Source organism: Halomonas sp. AOP13-D3-9 (genome assembly GCF_052379125.1).
GTDB lineage: Bacteria > Pseudomonadota > Gammaproteobacteria > Pseudomonadales > Halomonadaceae > Vreelandella.
In genome coordinates this window covers 14747-31570 of record NZ_JBQSYH010000027.1, presented here as the reverse complement: position 1 = coordinate 31570, position 16824 = coordinate 14747, and the positions used below count along the sequence as shown (strand labels likewise).

Below are 16824 nucleotides of genomic sequence, written 5' to 3'. Positions count from 1 at the left end.
ATCAATTCTCCGGGACGATCTGCATTTGCGGCTGAATGCGATAAGGGTTCACGCTGTCTTCTTGCCCTCTAGGCGCGATGTGTTGAACGCCCGGAGAAGGGCCGATCATGCCTGCCCCAATGCCATCGTCACGCAGCTGGCCATAACTCCACTCATCGGGCAGAGTCACATACAGGTACTCGCCTGATCGTAGAATGCCGTCACCACCGCGCCATGGAGCAACCCAGATACGCACCGGTTTGCCTGGCTGGTAGACAGGCATATCGGTTAAGCCTCCCCCGCTGTAGGGTCGCCATTGCTCGATCTTTTCTTCTTCAGCTTCTGAGCCATCCTTGCGGCCCTCCATGACAGTTTCAGAGGAACCACTATTTGCCACCGCAGCTTCATAAACATCACCTGTACCGACACACTCGCTTCCAAGCTCACAATCATGCTGGACAGTGGCACAGCCGCCGAGGAACAGCAGCGCGGTCAAGGGAATCATCAACTTCAAGCTCATAGTATTAGCCCTCGCTCGGCATCTTGTCGGCCAGCTCGTAGGCTTCCCATTCGAGCTTCTGGCCTTCCTGAATTACAACAGTGCCGCGGCGCCCTGATGGAACCTCGATCACCGGGAACATTGATTCAGCCTCTTCGATGTAACGCTCTGCCAGGATCTCCATGGCCCGGCCAGCGCCGCCGTACATGCCAACCTCGGCGACACTATTCGGGTCGATGGTGGTGACAACTCCACTGCCAGTGACAGCCGATTCAGCACCTTGAGCTGCTGTTGAAGCGATACTGCTGGCGCCTTCTGCGAAGCCAGCAAGCATGGCCTTACCTAGCAGGGCGCCAGCACGACGTTCAACTTTGCCGCGAAGCCCCAGACGGCCATCCGAGTCGACGATGTAGCCATTGATCGGCGACTCAAGCATCATTCCAGTCCGCGTATCGACACAGGAAATACGAGAGACGTTGATATGCGCACGCTCGCTCGACAAATCTCCGTAACCACCGCCCATGCCAAAGCAGTCAGCGAGGCGATACCGCGCACTGCCAGGCAGAAAAGCATCGTTCTGAATGCGGAATAGCACCGGCTGAGGGTTGTTACGGGTACGCTCGGCAGCGCCAAAGTCAGCTCCAGTCAGCATTGCCACCTCTGAGAACGACCCCATGGGGAGGAATCCAGCTTTAGGTGGGCCCAGATTCTCTTCGTCGTCATCCTGCTGGGCTTCTTCATTACGTAAGATCCGAGCGCTGGACTCACCACTTGAGCCATTGAGCACGATCGGGTCAGCCGGTCCTTCTTCCTTTTGGAGCTGTGGAAGCTGTGAAGGAATGACGCCGCCCTGTGTAGACGATTGTTGCCTCGGGGGTAAACCGGCACGGCCAGAGTCACCATCACGACGCGCTACCGGGGGAGGGGGTACCACGCCAGCGTCGTCACCTCGGGGGGGGCGGAGATAGTCTGACGGGGAGCGGTTGGCGTCAGCACTTCTGTTTGAAGATGTGCCAATGCGAACTTCGCTGGAGCTATCAGAACCGCTAGAAATATCAGCTAGGCGTGTTCGCAGCGCCTCCATGGTTTCCCGCGTTTCTTCGCGTTCAGATTCCATGCCAGCCTGCATTTCTTCGAGCTGCTCCTGAAGCCGTTCATCCCTCTGCTCTTGGTTATGGCGCTGGTCTGCCAATTCCTCATGAGCTTCCCTCAACTGTTGCTGCAGTCGGGAAATAGTGACTTCCTCGCCATGCCGTGTGTCCGGCGTAGTGTCCATAAATTCCGGGGGAGGGGGCGCTTTGTTGCTACTGCTGTCTCGGGAGCTAATAGCGTTAGTTGCCACAAGCCAGATGACTAGACAGACCCCACCACCATATAGAAGCCACTTCCGGTGCTGCGCTCGCTCCAACAGGCTCTGAGAGACTACCTTTGACCTAGCTCGGGCCTGGGCCACCCTAGAAGGCTTGTCCTGGCCCGATCCTTTCGGTTGCTGGTTGTTCTTATCTTCAGCCACGATCAACCTCCACGACGATCATTCGGGGCTGATGACGCTCACTTACTGTGTCCCCTTCCAGGGAAACAGCAACGACGCCATCGCGGTAGAAGTCACGTGGCTCGACCTCAACGGACGAATCAGAGGACAGCCGGTAGATATTTACGACATGGCCTGAACCACGGTACTGGGTTTCCGCTGTGAGCATGAGCGTGCCGCCATTAGGCATTTCCAATCGGGCACTAGGCGGGGCACCAGCCGGCTCAAACCCGCTAGGGCGAGACCCTTGAAAAGCAGACAGGATAGTGTCAGCAATCCAGCGATCCTTGGGCCGGCTTTCCTTTTCGGGCTCTGCAGATAGATCAGGGGCGTTTCGATACCGGAACACCTGGGCATCGATGCCGCTTTCCGGCTCTAGCTTCACCGTGAAAGCCTCGCCGCTTCGCAACTGAATGAAGATTGAGAACGGCTCGGCTTCGTCTGAGGGCCGAATTAGGAGACCACGTTTGCCATCAGTGGGCACCGGGTTGTCGCGCAACTCGGCCTCGGGTGGGATAACAATCGTTGAGTACGGCTCTGGGAATACCAGCCGGTTATAAGCATCGGTGGATACAACCACCTTCTGGACATCATCGCTGGCGCCAGCAAACGTGGCGACGGCTAGCGCCGCCACCATTGCCAGCCCCTGCATCATGGGCTTTTTCATTCGTCCTCCAAAGAGAAACCAGCGACATACGGAACGCCACCGCTGAAGGAATAGCGGACACGGTAAGCAATCGGTTCGTCTTCAATCTGTTCGGTGCCATGCCAAGCCCGCAAGCGCCCATAAACCCGCACTGTGCCGTCTAAGGCTTCCGTCCCTTCAACGAACAATGCTTGGGTACGCTCGGATTTCTCCAAGTCTGGAATTCGGGCTTGTAGATCGTTGCCGACCTTGGCGTAGAGGGCCGGCGTCATCCGGTTTTGGAACCGAGCGTATTGCTTCTGCACGTTCCGAGGAGTCCAGTTGCTATGTAACTGAGCATCCGCGATCGCTATCTCGGTGAGGTAACTCGCATCGGTATAGTCAGCACTGGCTCCCACCTCCACCGGCCCATCCATGAGATGGAGGTTGTAGGGAACCAGCCGGGTTGGCATATTGGCACTTAGCTGGACATAGCTCTGCAAGACATAGATCAGCAGCCCCGTCAGGAGCAAGGTGCAGAACATCCAGCCCCTGGCAGCAATCCACTGATTTCGCAATGCATTGAGGTATTTCATCAGCGCATGTACTCCAATCGCATTGGCGGAGGGGCGTATTTACCGAGGAGCGAATCAAGCTTCAGCCCCATCCGCCACAAAACGTGCTGCACCTGTCCCCGCTTTTGACCAGCACGCATCCTCTTAGCCATCATCATGAGAAAAATGGCTACGAAAATGCTCGGGATGAAGAGCCGCATTATTAGGCCTACACCAATCACCATAATGGCTACGATCACCTCGGTGATTTCCCACATAAAGATTGGAATAGGCGCATCAACGTCTTGCGGAATTCGGTATGCATCTTGTGACATGATCCGTTTCCTCTACGCCTAGTTGTTTAAGCGAACCATTCAAAAATCTGAATGATTAGGTAGGGGCCTACAGCGAATGCGCCCGCAATGCCCAGCCCTAGGAAAGCAGGCGCTACGGACTGCTTAGCGAGGCCGAAGAGACAACCCATAATTAGGGCAAGCACCGAGATACCGATGGCAAAGTCACCACCTGCCAGTTCTTCGATTTTTTCACGAAAGGTACCGAAATCTTGGTCCTGAGCCCATGTCGGTAGGGAAAGGAAGAGGGTTCCACACCCGACAAGATACTTCTCTGATGCTCGTGTTTTAACTGCTGACACGCGCTTATGAAGGCCAGCGAATAATCCTAGCTTGGTGTCGGCTTGAGCTTCAGGGGTCTTGGTGTAAGCTTTCATTGGTACTGATCTCCTAGTGTCGCGAGGACTTCGTTTGCGTATTGCTGGCCTGCCGGACTATTCGGCGACCCAGCGTTGTAAGCGGCCAATGCCGCCTCCCATTCGCCGTAGCGCGTGATGTTGTCGTAGAGAATCCACGTCCCTACAGCGAAATTCGTACACTCATTTTCCAGCAACTCACGCTCGGTAATTCCCCATTGCTGGAGGTAATTCCGGTTGGTTTCCTGGTCGAGCCACCATGTATTGATTTGCATAGCGCCTAGGTCGTAAGTGCCATTCTTGTTCGGACCTATGCGACCCACTAATTGCCCTCGGCTGCCGCTCTCTTGAAGACGTACTGCCGCGACAATCTCGATGGGTACTTGGTAGTAATCAGCGATTTCAGGGACACAATCAGGTAGGGCAAACACTGACCACCTCCTAGCGTTTTTCTTCGGCCACGGCAGATACTTCCTCATCCCCAGCGCCAGCATCGTTGCTAGACTCCTCTGGGGCGTTCTTAGCTTCAGGCTTGGCCACATCAAACGGCGTCATCATGCGTTCAGCGACCATGGCAGTTGGACTGACGCGATCCATCACCAAGCCGACCTCAAGACTCTCCTCAAAGCCGCCTTCTGCACCTGGCTTGGGGATCTTCCGCAACAACCCGGTAACTCGCCCCTCGACATGTAAGGCGGTGCCTGCTTCGTACTCGACAAGACGGTCTACAACACGCCCATAGGAGGCCATGGCCACCACGCCTGTATGCTGAAATGAGCGGCCCAGGTCAGGCCGGTCAGGGCCAATCTGAAGGTAAGCTGTGGAGGGGGGGCCATCCTTTTCGGGGGTTTTCACTCCCCTTAGCAAGCCAATCGCAATAAAGCGATTGAAGAGGTGCTTCTCGATGTTGCCCTCAATCATCGGCGCAGCCGGCTGGATGTTGTTGGCCACCAGTTCAGCGCTAAGGTGCTGCTCGCCTGTGTGGTGGGCACGACGCACGATGCCACCCACATGGCCGAATATCTCGATGTAGGAATCAACTTCAAGCTTGGCTGCGCGATCAGACAGATGACTCGGGATGCGGACAATTATCTGATTCACTGATTGAATCAGCGCTTCTGTGCTTCTCTTGCTCTTACCAACCTTGAGCACCATCAGGCCTGAGCGACCGCGCTCCTTCGGCTCCTCTTTTCGTAGAATTTGGGCGTGGGCGATAAAAACGTTCATTGTTCTGCCTCCAGGAAAAAAATCTCGGCACGACGGTTTGCCGCCCGCGCCTCATCAGTCGTGTCGTCAACCAACTTGGGATAAATGCCATGCCCTTCCGTCAGGAACTGGGCATTTGGCCAAGCCATATGGAGCTGTCCTGCGATAGCGTCAGCACGACGCTGCGAAAGTGGGATGTTGTACGACTCGGTGCCGATGTGGTCGGTGTAACCAACTACGAGGATTCGGCCGGCCAAGTCTTCCCCTTCCAAGAAGGAATACATTTCACGCTGCGATGCAGGCGTCAGCTTTGTGGAGTCGAACTCGAAGTGGAAGCGCGCCAGAGGCACCGTATTCATGGCGTCCTTGTAGTCATTCGGCATCGAGGCATAGCGCTGCTGCCAATACGCCTCGTCGTAGGCGGTGCCTCCTGAAGCGTACCGATCAAGCCCCTGGCCCGCGCCGTAAAACCAGTTGGTGGTACGGGTCGCGTTGACCCCTTGAAGCTCATAGGCCGGGATCACCACAAAGCGGCTCGTCATCGTGTTGTACGAATCAGGAAGCGTCGTGGTACGTGCGTGCTCTTGCGCCGGGGGGTGAACTGCGCAGCCAGCAAGAACGGCTGTCAGCGCGACAGCAAGGACAGGGTTTCGCGGGGTCATTAAAGGTTCTCCAGGTACTTAATTACGGCCTCTGCCTTCTCGGAAACGTCTCCCGACAGGCTTAATAGCTTCACGTCAGAGAGAGACACAGCGACAAAGGCGGGGTACTCGCGAAGACCCGCCCGACCGGCAAGCCTCGCTGCTCGCTCAATCGCTTCGACAGAGCTGGGATCGCTTATATGATCGTCCGCAAACTCGTTCCATCGAACTTGGGGCACATACAGCTGGAGATGCGCCAGCACATCGTCATAGTCCTTGAGGGGGACGCCTGTTTCGCCAGCAGCGAGAAAAGCCTTACGTACCTCATTGGCGACCCCAGGAATGGAGCGTGATGCGTAGAAAGCGCGCTCTCTCCATGCTCGCTCAAGGCCGGTATGGGAAGGCAGGGGGGCGTAGCGGTACTCCAGGCCTGCCGCTTCGACGGCTGCCTGAATGGAAGGGTGGTGTTGCTCCATGGCCTGGCAGTGCGGGCAATCGAAGCTGGCAAACTCAACCAGCGCCACAGGTTGATCATTTGCGGCATACGCGCCAGCAGCGAGCCCCAAGGTGGTCACGGTGACACCGAGAATTTTACGGATAGGGTTTAGCAAGCGGGTGGGGGAGATCATTGCTCGCGCTCCCCGGACTCATCGCTAGATTCGTTCCCTTTGTGGGTTTCGATCCAGGCGTCCTCGTGCAGCAAGCGCCACACGGTAAAGCGACAAGCGTAGTCGGCTGATTCAAACGTCTCGTGAACCGTCTCCTGCTGCTTAGGAAAGGTCAGCTGCGTGAGAGAGGTTGCCACATTGCCGAACCACAGAACCGGCTGACAGGTACGCTCAATACGTTCTGATGAATCGGTCGCCAGAACAATCCATGCGACCCAAACTAATATAGCTACGCCAATAAGCGTGCTGCCTCGCATCGCCATCATCTCCATTCCGCCTCCCAGCGGTGCTCTCTCATAGGTGCCCTTGGTGGGCCTCGCAGGTAGATAGGGCAGCCACTGACACTTAACCGGAGGAGATGAGAATTTTTTTTGCGCGAGTTGCTTTGCTGGCGCAGGCCAAGGCTTAGGGGGAGATGAAAACGACTATTGGGGCGAGATCAGAACAGAGTGAGCTGGGTTTCTTTCGTGTGAGGTGAAGACGAAGGGCTGCTTTGCCCATCAACGGCTGCCGGGTAGTCCCCCGAGGCATCATCAGCGCCAGCGAGCCACGCCATATCCTCAGAGGACCAAGGACGATAGGGAGAGGGCTGATAGCGGCCCTGCTTTAGGTGAAGCTCATGTGACAGGCGGTAAGCCTCGTCGCGTACTTGATCCATTGCCTTTCCGTTAGGATGTGTTTTCGGGATGCTAACTCAAACACTAAAGCTGGCGCGATCGCATGGACCGCGCCAGCTTACTTCTTACTGGTCGGGCTTATCGGCCACCAGGATGGTCACGTTAACGCCAGTCCCGGCGAACTCGCCCTGATAGCTAGCAGTCCATTCCATCTCCCGGCCTGGCAGTAAATCCTTGCCGCGCATGCTGCCGGGGAGGATAGCCACAAGTCGCCCGCCAGGAGCCAGACAACTCGCTGCGGCTTCAAGGTGATGGAGGGAGCTATTGAGGCCCAGGGAAAATCACAAAGAGGTGCGGCGCTCACCTTCTCCGGGCGGTGCATACTGGCTAAGGGTTGTCTCCAGCTGCTCAGGTATCTCAAGGCAAGTACGAAGCTCACATTGAGCATGGATCAATAGCGCCAGCTTGGGTGTCCACTCAGGCAGCCCGAGGTGGCCTACATACTCTTCAGCAACAGGGCCAGTAAGAAACTCTGCTGCTGAAAACTGGTGCTTGAGGTTGCTACTCTTCAGGTCGTCAATCGCCTTCAGGAATACCTGCGTGAGCAACTGCCGGTGGGGCAGCAGCTCCTGCGACTGATGGCAATCGGTAGACACAATAGCTTGCCCTGGAATCAACACATCAGCTAGGGCGGAAACTTGTGAGTCCATAAGCTTGCTACTCCTCTCCAGAGCCTGCCATGCGGCTTTTAAGGTGATTGTCGATTGAAGCCATGACTTCCATCGGGTTGGCCACACGATCGAAGCGAGCTTCGCTGGTACCAGTGCCTGCCGCCGACATTTCCACGGTCCCGTATCCCAGTAAGCGCCCCATAATCGTCTGGTTCACTTCGGTAGAACGAATGTGGTCAATAAACAGGGGTGTAACACGCCTAGCGATGATGCCGTGCCGCTCTATAACGCGATCGGGGCCTATCGCGTACTCGTGGGCAAGACGCTGATAGGCGACGTTCAGCAATCCCCAAGCGGCTAACCCCATCCCTGCCCAGGAAAGGATGTTCGTCAGGGCGTCTGGAGCATTGGCACCAGCGAGGGTGAAGGGGGCATGAGGCGCAAAGTGCAGCGCTGCCCCCAAGGGTACGAGCAACCAATGGCCCAACAGGGCGCGGTGACTGACTCGAAAGGTGGTCTTGCTTGTCATGGGTTTTAACTCCCGGCTGCGGCCACCTCCGCGTTTTCTTGCAGCCGGTGGCTCAGTTGTGATTCTGCCGATTCAACGTGGAAAAGCTCGATGCTGTCATCCGGCCAGCGGATCAGGACGAATCCATCACGCAGCAGGTGGGTAAGGGGGGTAGGGCCAGAGATGACAGGTAACGAAGGGCCTTCAAGCGTATGGAGTTCCCAGCGACTCGCAGAGCGGTCATGAAGCAAAGCCGCGTTGTCAGCGCCGCCTGGCCACTTTAGATCACAGTCACGCTCAAGACGCCTAACTAGCTGTCGGGCCTGGCGGGAATTACGAAGCCCGCTCATAGGCAACCTCCAGCCCATACGCTTTCTTTACGGCGCACTCAATTTCTTGGCGCACCCGCTCCATCGTCAGTAACCGCGCCCCCTCCTCATCAATTAACAGCGTCAGTTTTCCATTGCCTTCGCGCATAGTCGCCCGATCTACGACCAGTCGTGAGAGCAGGGAAAGCTCGTCTTGCGCGTTCTTGATTAGGGTATCTGAATTCATATTAACATCCTTAACTATACTAGACGACATTTTTAATTTAGTTTCTTAAACGTTGTATTCTGATGCCGCGCCAGCCCTTATTGCCATAAATTTGCCTCTACGACCTTGCGCTACAATGTAGGAGCGCTGCGCTTGCGGTGGATCGGGATTGCGCAGAGGATACTGGGTCTGAAATTGCTTCGCAGGGTTTGAAGTAGAAATTGTCGTATAGTATAATTTATATATTTGGCAGCAATTCTGCCCGAGGCCATCAAAACAAGGGAACAAAGGGGATCAAAATGACTATCAAGCAAACTCTCAAAGGTCTGGCTGCCGCCTCAATGCTGCTTATGGCTGCCGGTTGCGCAGCACCGCAAGGGGCTGGCATGTTGCAAAATTCAGCCGTCAACGCGATTACAGGTGTGGCCGATGTGATAGGCGGTCGTAACAACAGTAGCGCCAGCGCAGCGGGAGCCGAGTCAGCCAGTCAGATGCAGGGCATGCAGGGTTTGGTTAATGGCGGTAAGGCCGGTATGAGCGGTGCGGCTTACGGGGCTGTTGGCGCTGGCGCACTAGGCGTGGTCGATAAGGGGATGCGTGGTGCTTTCACCGCGTTGCAGGGCGAACCTGAAGTCGGGTTCGAGGACGTGGCCAACATGAAACAGAACATCGCCAAGAGTGATCCTTATGTCGATAGTGAAGGCCGCACCTGCATTGATTACTACATTACTGTCACTGATGGCCCCGAGGACAGTGATCAAAATGTCACTACCTGCCAGAATGCCGGTGGCGACTGGGAACGAATCTGATCCGATCAGCGGCCACTCAAGCAGTGGCCGCTCAGCTTTTGGAGGGCAATATGGCTGACGATAATATCAACACCTCGCGGTTCAATAAGTCTGCGCAGGACATGACCAGGCTGGAAGTTTTCACGATGACCGCCATGCACGCCATTCTGCTTGGCGAGGGAGGGGGTAAATTAAGCCCCGAGGAAGTCGGCGAGAACGCGGCAGCCTTTGCCGAAGCATCCCTCTCCGCGGCCTCTGAAACGCTCGATGACAACGACACGATGCCGAGTTAAACCCATGCGAGACTGCAAGTACGCGATCGGGCAGCAACCTTAGCGGTTTGCTGCCCGATTTTCGTTAGATGGCGGCGTATTTGTTTCGCATGCGAAACAATCCAACTGCATCTTCGATCTGCTATGTGACCGTCCTCCCCCTATCCGGGATGACACCAGAATTACTCATTATATTGGCGTCTAAAACTGCCTTTCGTTCTGGAATAGTCCTATATATAGGACTATAATGGAGGGACGTTCCCAAGCACTTAGAGAGAGACAGCCCATGGCTAACCCGCTGACTTACGCGAAGCTCAACCAAGCTGAAAGCATGATCGTTCTGACCACTGGCCATCTCCCTCAAGAGGAGGTGGAAACGGTGGAAACGCTCCTAGCACGGCGCGAAATCAACGGTGCAAATGCGCACCGGGAGTGGTTCGTAATTTCAGCGGGATATACCTATGACGGAGCCGAATACGACCCGTTAGCCAAAGTTTCAAATGATGTGCCAGTGCTGAACAGTCTGGCCAGTGAAGCGCGCAAAACTGGCGTCCGCTGGCTCATGTTCGATGCTGATGTCACGCCTACCGATGGTCTGACGGTCTATGGCAGGTAAGCCAATCCTTGGCGGCTTTGGAGCCGCCAGTGCTTTAAATGATTTAGCGAGTATTCCCATGCCAAGCTATCAGGATCAGCAATCCAAACACGAAACGAATCCCCTCATTTCCCAACAGAAGACGCAGCACGCCCTCTACCCACGGGAAGACTGGCTGCTTGAGTACAAGAATGGGGATACAGCCCTCCCTTATTGGGACTGGGTTGAGATGGTTCGCGGTCAGGGGTTACAGAGCGTCCAGCATGCTGTCATTTTCAGCAATTAATGCGACCCTCAGCGCGTAATATCGGGCTATTATGGCAGTCTGTACAGGATTGAATGCGACAGATTTAATAGAAATTGCTGCGACAGAATGCGTTTTATTCACTATTTGGTGCGACTGCCCATGCCATTGCCTACATCCGTTCGTAACATCGGCCCTACCCGACGAAGCGTGTCTGGCTACTATGCTTTTCGCGGGGAGGAGTCGATTGCGTTCGAGTCGACGCTCGAACGTGATTTCCTCATCAAGGCTGACTTTGATGTGAGCGTTCTTGGTGTGATTTCCCAGCCGTGCGAGATCCCGTTTCATCATCCCGTGACAGGTAGGCGTTACACCTACACGCCGGATTATTTGGTTTATTACCGTCTCGGTAACCGTCATTACAAGGACTACCCGAAACCTCTTCTGGTGGAGGTCAAACCACGGGAAAAGTGGCAAGCACATTGGCGCGAATGGTCGCCTAAATGGAAGGCGGCTATACGGCATGCCAACAACGAGGGCTGGGCGTTTCGTATTCATGATGAAAGCCGCATTCGTGATAAGACCCTGGACAACATCACTTTCTTGGCGCGTTACAAACGAATGGTGTTTCCCTCTGTTGAAAGCCAGGCAGTGCTCAACACGGTGAGGGAGATGGGGGTGGCGACCTTGGATTACCTGCTGTCTCGGCACTTCATGGGTGACATTTACCGGGCAGAGGGAATTGCGCATTTATGGCATCTGCTGGCGACCCGGCAGCTAGATTGCGATATGGCTCAATCCTTTAGCCCTCTATCAGAGGTGTGGGTACCCGATTATGAATAATCATCGTGACAACACAGCTGAACCCAGTAGCGGCGTCGCCCAAACACGCCAACACTTGCAGATCACGGTGGGTGAGCAAGTTCAGAAAGATGGCACCGTTTACCGTATTTCTCAGGTGCTCGATTTTGAGACGGTCATTGGTATTGCCGTTGACTCCGGGCGTAGTTGTCCGCTTCGCATCAGTGAATTAACGCCTTTTCATAACGGGCCTGCTCCCCTTGAGCAGGATATGTCTGAGATTGGGGATGCCGATTGGCGGGAGGCTGAGCATCGCCTTTCCATCATTAAGCCCTTGGTGGATCGTCATACCGTAGGGCGAGATGCAGCGGAAGAGCGTGCTAAACAAACGGGTGTGGATACAGCCACGATCTACCGTTGGTTGAAGCGGTATAAAGCGACGGGCTCGGTGCTTGCATTGATTCCTCAAAAGCCAGGATGGAAGAAGGGTAAGTCGCGTATCCCCGCGCATGCCGAAGCGGTAATTCAGGAAGTCATCAAAGACGTGTACCTGACGCTGCAGCGTCCCTCCGCGCAAAAAGCGGTACAGGAAGTGATGCGGCGCTGCCATGAACGGCGCATTGACCCGCCGAGCCCTGGTACCGTTCGTGCTCGTCTGCGTGATATCCCGGAGCGTGACCGATTGCGTGGCCATGGCTTTAGAGACAAAGCGATTAATAAGTTTCAGCCGGCGGCTGGAAAATTTCCCAATGCGGACTATCCGCTAGCGGTCATGCAGATTGACCACACGCCTGCCGATATTATTTTGGTGGATGACGTGCATCGCAAACCGATTGGTCGACCATGGATCACGCTGGCAATGGACGTGTGCACTCGCGTAGTCACGGGCTATTACTTATCGTTCGACCCACCCTCTGAAACATCCGTCGGCTTGTGCGTGGCTCAATCAATGCTGCCTAAAGATGAATGGTTGCTGCTGCATAACGTGGAGGCAAAGTGGCCGGTATGGGGCACTCCCGCCACGATTCATGTCGATAACGGCCCAGATTTTCGCTCAGAGACGTTTCGGCGCTCATGCCTAGCCTATGGGATCAACCTTGAATTTCGGCCTGTTAAGCAGCCTCGTTACGGTGGTCACATCGAGCGGTTGCTGGGCTCTCTTCTCAAGGAGATCCATAACCTGCCTGGGACGACCTTTTCCTCCATTAAAGAGAAAGAGGGGTACGATCCAGAGAAACACGCAGCTATGACGAAAAGCGAGTTTGAAGAGTGGCTGGTGACGTTGATTTGTAAGGTTTACCACCAGCGTCTTCATTCTGGAATTGGTATGTCACCGATGAGGAAATGGGAAATCGGTGTGTTTGGCAATGCTGACGTGCAGGGAGTGGGCTTAGCACCACGGCCTGCTGATAGACTTTCTGTATTGCTCGATTTTTTGCCCAGCTTTCAGCGCACGATCCAGACCTTTGGTGTGACCATCGATGGCATGAACTATTACGACGAGGCGCTAAGGCCATGGATCAATGCTAAAGATCCAGACACGCCAAACAAGAAACGTACTTTTGTATTCCGACGCGACCCTCGCGACATTAGTGTCATTTGGTTCAAAGACCCAGAACTCGGCCACTATTTTCGCATTCCCTTTGCCAATCTTGCCCTTCCCTCAATGAGCGTTTGGGAGTATGCACAGGCGAAGGCGCGCCTTCGCCAGGAAGGCAGGAGCTCGGTGAACGAGTCTGAAATCCTACGCGCTATTAGTGAACTGCGAACCCATGTGGAGGAGTCGCAAGCACGCACTAAGCGAAGTCGCCGTCAGGCACAACGACGTAAAGAGCATGAGAAGAAGGTGACACCTGCAGATCCCCTTTTACATGCGCCCTCAACCGCGCCCCCCCAAGAGTCACCCGCTCAGGGAGATGGTCTCTTATCGGGTGATATCGATGTGAATTGGGACATAGCATGAGCACACACCTTCATCCTGATCTTCGTCATGTCTTGGGGCTGTCCGCTAAAGAGCGAATGGAGTTTATGGATCAACCGCGATGGTTGGGGTATCCATTGGCTAATCGTGTCATTGAGGTCATGCGTGGGCTGATGGAGAAGCCTAGTCGCCCTCGTATGCCTAACCTTTTGCTCGTGGGTGACTCCAACAACGGAAAGACAACCATCGTTCAACGGTTTCGTAAACAGTACGGTGAGGGCTACGTGAATGAAGACGTAGAACCTGTGAAACCCGTGATCGTCACTCAAGCCCCACCGAGTGCCGATGAGAAAAGTCTGTAGAGCCGGATAACCAAGCAAAGAAGATCGACTCTGAGAAAAGACGTATTCAAGCATGTCTCAGTTCTATGCCGTCCGCTTCATTATCAGACCAAGTGCTGCAAGCCTATTGGCTGCAATTGGAAACCTGTATACAGGCGGGCAAAACATCCCACACCTCCGCACGACTTGCACTAAGCGCGGCAGCCGCATTGTTGCTCAATACTGACCGAGAGGGACAGCGTCTACCTAACCAGGGTGATGTGTAAGCGTCCGCCGATCACCGCGGGCGTGTTATCAGGCGGTTTTTTGCCAGTTTTGCGGTAGGAGTTCGTAAAGTTGGCTGGCCTTGTGGGTCGGCAATCGCTCCAGAACGTCTCGAAGGTAGGCGTAAGGATCATGGCCATTGAGCTTAGCGCACTGGATCAGGCTCATAACGTTGGCCGCGCGCTGGCCACTGCGCAGTGACCCGGCGAATAGCCAGTTCGAACGTCCGAGCGTCCAAGGGCGAATCAGGTTTTCTACCCGATTATTGTCAATGGGTAGTCCACCGTCGTCGAGGTAGCGCGTTAGCGCTGCCCAACGCTTCAGACTGTAATCTAGTGCCTTGGCCGTCGCCGAGCCGTTCGGGACCTTCTCGCGATGCGCCAACATCCAGCGGTACAGCGCGTCGACGAGGGGCCTTGCGCGTGTCTCCCGCAATCGTTGACGCTCTTCCACGGTGAGCGATTGTGTCTCGCGCTCCACCTGGTAGAGCTGGCCGATTAGCGCGATGGCCTGCCCGGCGATCTGGCTCTTGTCGGCCACGTGCAAGTCGACGAACTTGCGTCGTGCGTGGGCCATGCAGCCGATCTCGGTCACGCCCTTGGCAAAGCTCTGCTTGTAGCCGCTGTAGTCGTCGCAGATCAGCTTGCCTCGCCAGTCGCCAAGAAAGTCGCGAGCATGCTGACCGCCGCGCCCCTCGCTGAAGTCGTAGACGACCGCCTTCAACTCGGCATAGGGCGTGGTGGCATAGGCCCAGAGGTAGGCCCGGTGGGTTTTCTTCTTCCCCGGCGCCAACATCGGCACCGGGGTCTCGTCGGCATGCAGTACCGGCTCATTAAGCAGCAGGTTGCGTAAGGCATCGATCAGTGGCTGAAGCCGTACGCCGCAGATACCGACCCACTCCGCCAGGGTGGAGCGCGGAATCGGTACGCCGGCGCGGCCAAAGATCTGCTCCTGGCGATAGAGCGGTAGATGATCGGCATATTTGGCAATCAGCACCTGAGCCAGCAGGCCGGCGGTGGGGATGCCCTTGTCAATGATCTGTGCCGGCATCGGCGCCTGGACCAGTGTTTCGCACTGGTCACAGACCCATTTGCCGCGGATATGGCGTTCGACGTGGAACACGCCCGGCGTGTAATCGAGTTTCTCGCTGACCTCCTCGCCAATTCGCCGCCGTTGGCAGCCACACTCACAGTGCTCGCTCTCCGGATCATGATGGATCTCGGTGCGCGGCAACTCAGGGGGCAAGGGGGTGCGCGTAGGCGTCTTCTTGGTCGCTGGCGGCGTGTCGGGGGTGGCCAGGTCTTCCAACTCGGTCTCGATGGCCGCGATGTCGGCATCCACCCCCTCGTCCAGCAGGCTGATTTGCAGGACGTTGAGCTGTTCGCTGCGCTTGCCGAAGGCATGACGCTTGAGCAGTGCCAGTTCATAGGTCAGCTTCTGGTTGACCTGCTCAGTGTGACGCAGTGTTTTCTGGCTCTGCGCCAATGCCTGTCCCTGCTGCTCGACCTGCGACATCAGCGATGCCGCCAGGTGGCGGAGCTGATCGGGAGAGAGCTGAGACAGGTCGGATGGCGCGTTCATCGGGTGAGTATGCCAGCGGCCTGAGGAAAAGGGGATGGGCCTATCATCGAATACCCCGCCACGGCGTTTTGTGCCGTTCGTGGCAGGTGCGCCTTAGACCACCGAGATCACGCCGGCGGCCCCAATGCGCTGCCAGGGCAGACCTTGTACCAGCGCTGTCACCTGTTCGGGAGAGAGCTCGACGCGATCACCGTGCCCGTTGCCGGCCCTATGAAACTTGCCCTGGTTCAGACGCCGGGCGCACAGCCAGATGCCCAGGCCATCGTGGATCAACACCTTCATGCGGTTACCGGGGCGATTGGCGAACAGATAGGCGCAGTGTGGCCGGGCGGCGCCGAACACCTTCACCACCCTGGCCAGGGCCGTGTCGGGACCAGCGCGCATGTCCAATGGTTCGGTGGCCAGCCAGATCTCGTCGATACGCATCATGACAGCAGATCCCGAAGCAGCGCCCGACACCCCTGCGCATCGGACAATGGCCATTCGATGGTCACCGTGCCTTTGGGGCTCGGCAGTGAAAGTCGAATACGCTCGGCTTCCCGAAGCGGGGTCGAGGCCAGCGTTGCGGTGCTTGCCATCGGCAACGGGACAAATGCCGGGGGTTCACTTACCGGCGCCGAGCGACGAGCCTCACGGATCCACTTATGGACCAGATTGGTGTTCAGAGCATGCTCCAACGCGATGCCAGCCACTGAGGCACCAGGTTGTTGGCACGCTTCGACGACGCCGGCCTTGAACTCGGCTGTAAAGCGGCGACGCTTTCGAGGCGCCTCCAATACGCTTAACTCACTCATAATAGGTGTCCACTAAGGAATAGGTGGACACCTACCGTCATCGAAGTCGGGTCTCAGCGGAAGGTGTGTTCACCGGCCGGATACGGTGATGTAGACAGTTACTTGAGTGCGGTGCCCGGACAAGCAGCCTCGGTGACGGGGTTTACCAATTTCTTAAATCGTCAACATACCACCACACTGGCTCCTAAAGTGGATGAGAAGCGAGCAAGAAAACGGCGAAAAGAAAAGTTGGCTCACACCATGATGCAAATGGCTAAGTGCGTTGATAAAGAGGAAGAGTGGAGGGATCGGTGGATCGTCACAGCCATGGAGTACTTTCATGACAAGAAAGTATCTAAAAAAGCACTTCGTCAGCAGACCATAGAGCATTCAGGAGACGGGGTTCGGGTTAGCTTGGAGGGTGTGAGCTACTGGCTGCCTATTGCATGAGGGCGCATGCGCCTGCTTGATACGTTAGCAAGCACCAAAGCGCACTTAAGTG

At 55.9% G+C, this 16824-nt stretch carries 28 protein-coding genes; 8 read left to right on the top strand and 20 right to left on the bottom strand.

Annotated elements, in window-relative coordinates; all coding sequences use genetic code 11:
- Position 1 precedes the first annotated feature (1 nt).
- From ACT3UM_RS22760 to ACT3UM_RS22680, 17 genes are all read right to left on the bottom strand, one after another.
- Positions 2-499: a TraV family lipoprotein gene (locus ACT3UM_RS22760; protein ID WP_498902302.1), complete on the bottom strand. Its 498-nt coding sequence runs from the start codon at positions 497-499 to the stop codon at positions 2-4.
- Between the two features lie 4 nt (positions 500-503).
- Positions 504-1754 (bottom strand): TrbI/VirB10 family protein, encoded by a 1251-nt coding sequence (locus ACT3UM_RS22755; protein WP_498902301.1) that lies wholly within the window; start codon positions 1752-1754, stop codon positions 504-506.
- A gap of 229 nt (positions 1755-1983) precedes the next feature.
- Entirely contained in the window at positions 1984-2676 is a 693-nt protein-coding gene (locus ACT3UM_RS22750) for a hypothetical protein (protein WP_498902300.1), read from the bottom strand.
- Positions 2673-3230: a TraE/TraK family type IV conjugative transfer system protein gene (locus ACT3UM_RS22745; RefSeq protein ID WP_498902299.1), complete on the bottom strand. Its 558-nt coding sequence runs from the start codon at positions 3228-3230 to the stop codon at positions 2673-2675. Before ACT3UM_RS22745 ends, ACT3UM_RS22750 begins: the two co-directional genes overlap by 4 nt.
- Positions 3230-3523, bottom strand: a complete 294-nt coding sequence (gene traL / locus ACT3UM_RS22740) for a type IV conjugative transfer system protein TraL (protein ID WP_342583322.1) — start codon at positions 3521-3523, stop codon at positions 3230-3232. Before traL ends, ACT3UM_RS22745 begins: the two co-directional genes overlap by 1 nt.
- Before the next feature lie 26 nt (positions 3524-3549).
- The gene (locus tag ACT3UM_RS22735; protein WP_498902298.1) at positions 3550-3918 is read right to left on the bottom strand and encodes a hypothetical protein; all 369 of its coding nucleotides are present in this window, start codon (positions 3916-3918) and stop codon (positions 3550-3552) included.
- Positions 3915-4328, bottom strand: coding sequence for a lytic transglycosylase domain-containing protein (locus ACT3UM_RS22730; protein WP_498902297.1), 414 nt, complete (start codon positions 4326-4328; stop codon positions 3915-3917). The genes ACT3UM_RS22735 and ACT3UM_RS22730 overlap by 4 nt, the downstream gene beginning before the upstream one ends.
- 10 nt (positions 4329-4338) lie before the next feature.
- Positions 4339-5124, bottom strand: a complete 786-nt coding sequence (locus ACT3UM_RS22725) for a hypothetical protein (protein WP_498902296.1) — start codon at positions 5122-5124, stop codon at positions 4339-4341.
- Positions 5121-5765, bottom strand: a complete 645-nt coding sequence (locus ACT3UM_RS22720) for an OmpA family protein (protein ID WP_498902295.1) — start codon at positions 5763-5765, stop codon at positions 5121-5123. Before ACT3UM_RS22720 ends, ACT3UM_RS22725 begins: the two co-directional genes overlap by 4 nt.
- Positions 5765-6373, bottom strand: a complete 609-nt coding sequence (locus ACT3UM_RS22715) for a thioredoxin domain-containing protein (protein WP_008958351.1) — start codon at positions 6371-6373, stop codon at positions 5765-5767. The genes ACT3UM_RS22720 and ACT3UM_RS22715 overlap by 1 nt, the downstream gene beginning before the upstream one ends.
- Positions 6370-6678 (bottom strand): hypothetical protein, encoded by a 309-nt coding sequence (locus tag ACT3UM_RS22710; protein WP_139041564.1) that lies wholly within the window; start codon positions 6676-6678, stop codon positions 6370-6372. Before ACT3UM_RS22710 ends, ACT3UM_RS22715 begins: the two co-directional genes overlap by 4 nt.
- A gap of 173 nt (positions 6679-6851) precedes the next feature.
- A complete protein-coding gene (locus tag ACT3UM_RS22705; protein WP_008958353.1) occupies positions 6852-7070 on the bottom strand; it encodes a hypothetical protein in 219 nt (72 codons plus the stop codon).
- Between the two features lie 84 nt (positions 7071-7154).
- Positions 7155-7295, bottom strand: a complete 141-nt coding sequence (locus ACT3UM_RS22700) for a hypothetical protein (RefSeq protein WP_008958354.1) — start codon at positions 7293-7295, stop codon at positions 7155-7157.
- Positions 7296-7370: 75 nt separating this feature from the next.
- Positions 7371-7739: a hypothetical protein gene (locus ACT3UM_RS22695; protein ID WP_008958355.1), complete on the bottom strand. Its 369-nt coding sequence runs from the start codon at positions 7737-7739 to the stop codon at positions 7371-7373.
- Positions 7740-7746: 7 nt separating this feature from the next.
- Complete coding sequence (locus ACT3UM_RS22690; protein ID WP_008958356.1) at positions 7747-8229, bottom strand: PH domain-containing protein; 483 nt, start codon at positions 8227-8229, stop codon at positions 7747-7749.
- A gap of 5 nt (positions 8230-8234) precedes the next feature.
- Positions 8235-8558, bottom strand: a complete 324-nt coding sequence (locus tag ACT3UM_RS22685) for a hypothetical protein (RefSeq protein WP_008958357.1) — start codon at positions 8556-8558, stop codon at positions 8235-8237.
- Positions 8542-8763 (bottom strand): hypothetical protein, encoded by a 222-nt coding sequence (locus ACT3UM_RS22680; RefSeq protein ID WP_008958358.1) that lies wholly within the window; start codon positions 8761-8763, stop codon positions 8542-8544. The genes ACT3UM_RS22685 and ACT3UM_RS22680 overlap by 17 nt, the downstream gene beginning before the upstream one ends.
- Positions 8764-9041: 278 nt before the next feature.
- Here ACT3UM_RS22680 and ACT3UM_RS22675 point away from each other — a divergent pair, with 278 nt between their 5' ends.
- The 7 genes from ACT3UM_RS22675 (at position 9042) to ACT3UM_RS22645 (ending at position 13725) form a co-directional block, all read left to right on the top strand.
- Complete coding sequence (locus ACT3UM_RS22675) at positions 9042-9551, top strand: hypothetical protein (RefSeq protein ID WP_144815823.1); 510 nt, start codon at positions 9042-9044, stop codon at positions 9549-9551.
- Positions 9552-9601: 50 nt separating this feature from the next.
- Positions 9602-9823, top strand: a complete 222-nt coding sequence (locus tag ACT3UM_RS22670; protein ID WP_008958360.1) for a hypothetical protein — start codon at positions 9602-9604, stop codon at positions 9821-9823.
- 265 nt (positions 9824-10088) lie between these two features.
- On the top strand, positions 10089-10418 hold the full coding sequence (locus ACT3UM_RS22665; RefSeq protein ID WP_008958361.1) for a DUF5983 family protein: 330 nt from the start codon (positions 10089-10091) through the stop codon (positions 10416-10418).
- Complete coding sequence (locus tag ACT3UM_RS22660) at positions 10408-10683, top strand: hypothetical protein (protein WP_008958362.1); 276 nt, start codon at positions 10408-10410, stop codon at positions 10681-10683. The genes ACT3UM_RS22665 and ACT3UM_RS22660 overlap by 11 nt, the downstream gene beginning before the upstream one ends.
- A 120-nt stretch (positions 10684-10803) precedes the next feature.
- Positions 10804-11484 (top strand): TnsA endonuclease N-terminal domain-containing protein, encoded by a 681-nt coding sequence (locus tag ACT3UM_RS22655; protein ID WP_233974136.1) that lies wholly within the window; start codon positions 10804-10806, stop codon positions 11482-11484.
- On the top strand, positions 11477-13405 hold the full coding sequence (locus ACT3UM_RS22650) for a transposase (RefSeq protein ID WP_498902294.1): 1929 nt from the start codon (positions 11477-11479) through the stop codon (positions 13403-13405). The genes ACT3UM_RS22655 and ACT3UM_RS22650 overlap by 8 nt, the downstream gene beginning before the upstream one ends.
- Positions 13402-13725 carry a TniB family NTP-binding protein gene (locus tag ACT3UM_RS22645; RefSeq protein ID WP_498902293.1) on the top strand — a complete coding sequence of 108 codons (324 nt, stop codon included), beginning with the start codon at positions 13402-13404 and terminating at the stop codon, positions 13723-13725. The genes ACT3UM_RS22650 and ACT3UM_RS22645 overlap by 4 nt, the downstream gene beginning before the upstream one ends.
- A gap of 273 nt (positions 13726-13998) precedes the next feature.
- Here the strand turns inward: ACT3UM_RS22645 and tnpC are convergent, their stop codons facing one another.
- From tnpC to tnpA, 3 genes are all read right to left on the bottom strand, one after another.
- Entirely contained in the window at positions 13999-15549 is a 1551-nt protein-coding gene (gene tnpC / locus ACT3UM_RS22640) for an IS66 family transposase (protein ID WP_498902292.1), read from the bottom strand.
- A gap of 93 nt (positions 15550-15642) precedes the next feature.
- Positions 15643-15978 carry an IS66 family insertion sequence element accessory protein TnpB gene (tnpB, locus tag ACT3UM_RS22635; protein WP_008958367.1) on the bottom strand — a complete coding sequence of 112 codons (336 nt, stop codon included), beginning with the start codon at positions 15976-15978 and terminating at the stop codon, positions 15643-15645.
- Positions 15975-16343 carry an IS66-like element accessory protein TnpA gene (tnpA, locus tag ACT3UM_RS22630; RefSeq protein WP_008958368.1) on the bottom strand — a complete coding sequence of 123 codons (369 nt, stop codon included), beginning with the start codon at positions 16341-16343 and terminating at the stop codon, positions 15975-15977. Before tnpA ends, tnpB begins: the two co-directional genes overlap by 4 nt.
- Positions 16344-16445: 102 nt before the next feature.
- Here tnpA and ACT3UM_RS22625 point away from each other — a divergent pair, with 102 nt between their 5' ends.
- Entirely contained in the window at positions 16446-16772 is a 327-nt protein-coding gene (locus ACT3UM_RS22625) for a hypothetical protein (RefSeq protein ID WP_498902291.1), read from the top strand.
- Positions 16773-16824 lie beyond the last annotated feature (52 nt).